Source organism: Shewanella sp. SG44-2, assembly GCF_014164215.1.
In the GTDB taxonomy this organism is placed as follows: Bacteria; Pseudomonadota; Gammaproteobacteria; order Enterobacterales; family Shewanellaceae; genus Shewanella; species Shewanella frigidimarina.
In genome coordinates this window covers 1-1,658 of record NZ_JACJEU010000062.1, presented here as the reverse complement: position 1 = coordinate 1,658, position 1,658 = coordinate 1, and the positions used below count along the sequence as shown (strand labels likewise).

General features: G+C 57.0%; 1 protein-coding gene. It reads left to right on the top strand.

The window, feature by feature from the left end:
- On the top strand, positions 1-1,658 hold a 1,658-nt coding region (locus H5181_RS20225), incomplete at both ends, for a hypothetical protein (protein WP_182751885.1).

Genomic DNA, 1,658 nt, shown 5'->3' with positions numbered 1-1,658 from the left:
ACCGTGACGCTAGCGACTGGCACCCAAGTTGGCGACACCTTGATTGTCACTGATGGCAACGGCAACACCCTATTTAACGGCCCTGTGACTCAGGACATGCTCGACAACGGTTATCCGGTGGAAGTCCCTGTCACTGCAGGCGCGACCGATGTTGATGTCACAGCGCAAGTGATTGATATCGCCGGTAACCCATCTGCGACCGCCACTGATACACAACCTGTTGATGCCACTATGGCACCTGCACCGACTGTAGAATTCAGCGGCATGGGCAGCGACGGTATCTTCAACAGCGATGAGATCGGCAGCGACGGCACTGTGACCGCCACCGTCACCCTAGCGACTGGCACTGAAGTTGGCGACACCTTGATTGTCACTGACGGCAATGGCAACACCCTATTTAACGGCCCTGTCACTCAAGACATGCTCGACAACGGCTTTGACGTTGAAGTCCCTGTCACTGCAGGCGCGACCGATGTTGATGTCACCGCACAAGTGATTGATATCGCCGGTAACCCATCTGCGACAGCGACAGATACACAACCTGTTGATGCCACCATGGCACCTGCACCCACCGTTGAGTTCAGCGGCATGGGCAGCGATGGTATCTTCAACAGCGATGAGATCGGCAGCGACGGCACTGTGACCGCGACCGTGACGCTAGCGACTGGCACCCAAGTTGGCGACACCTTGATTGTCACTGACGGCAACGGCAACACCCTATTTAACGGCCCTGTCACTCAAGACATGCTCGACAACGGCTTTGACGTTGAAGTGCCTGTCACTGCAGGCGCAACTGATGTTGATGTGACCGCGCAAGTGATTGATATCGCCGGCAACCCATCTGCAACAGCCACTGATACACAACCTGTTGATGCCACCATGGCACCTGCACCCACCGTTGAGTTCAGCGGCATGGGCAGCGATGGCGTGTTCAACAGCGATGAGATCGGCAGCGACGGCACTGTGACCGCGACCGTGACGCTAGCGACTGGCACCCAAGTTGGCGACACCTTGATTGTCACTGATGGCAACGGCAACACCCTATTTAATGGCCCTGTGACTCAGGACATGCTCGACAACGGCTTTGACGTTGAAGTGCCTGTCACTGCAGGCGCGACCGATGTTGATGTCACCGCGCAAGTGATTGATATCGCCGGTAACCCATCTGCAACCGCAACAGATACACAACCTGTTGATGCCACCATGGCACCTGCACCCACCGTTGAGTTCAGCGGCATGGGCAGCGATGGCGTGTTCAACAGCGATGAGATCGGCAGCGACGGCACTGTGACCGCGACCGTGACGCTAGCGACTGGCACCCAAGTTGGCGACACCTTGATTGTCACTGATGGCAACGGCAACACCCTATTTAATGGCCCTGTGACTCAGGACATGCTCGACAACGGCTTTGACGTTGAAGTGCCTGTCACTGCAGGCGCGACCGATGTTGATGTCACCGCGCAAGTGATTGATATCGCCGGTAACCCATCTGCAACCGCAACAGATACACAACCTGTTGATGCCACCATGGCACCTGCACCCACCGTTGAGTTCAGCGGCATGGGCAGCGATGGCGTGTTCAACAGCGATGAGATCGGCAGCGACGGCACTGTGACCGCGACCGTGACGCTAGCGACTGGCACCCAAGTTGGCGACAC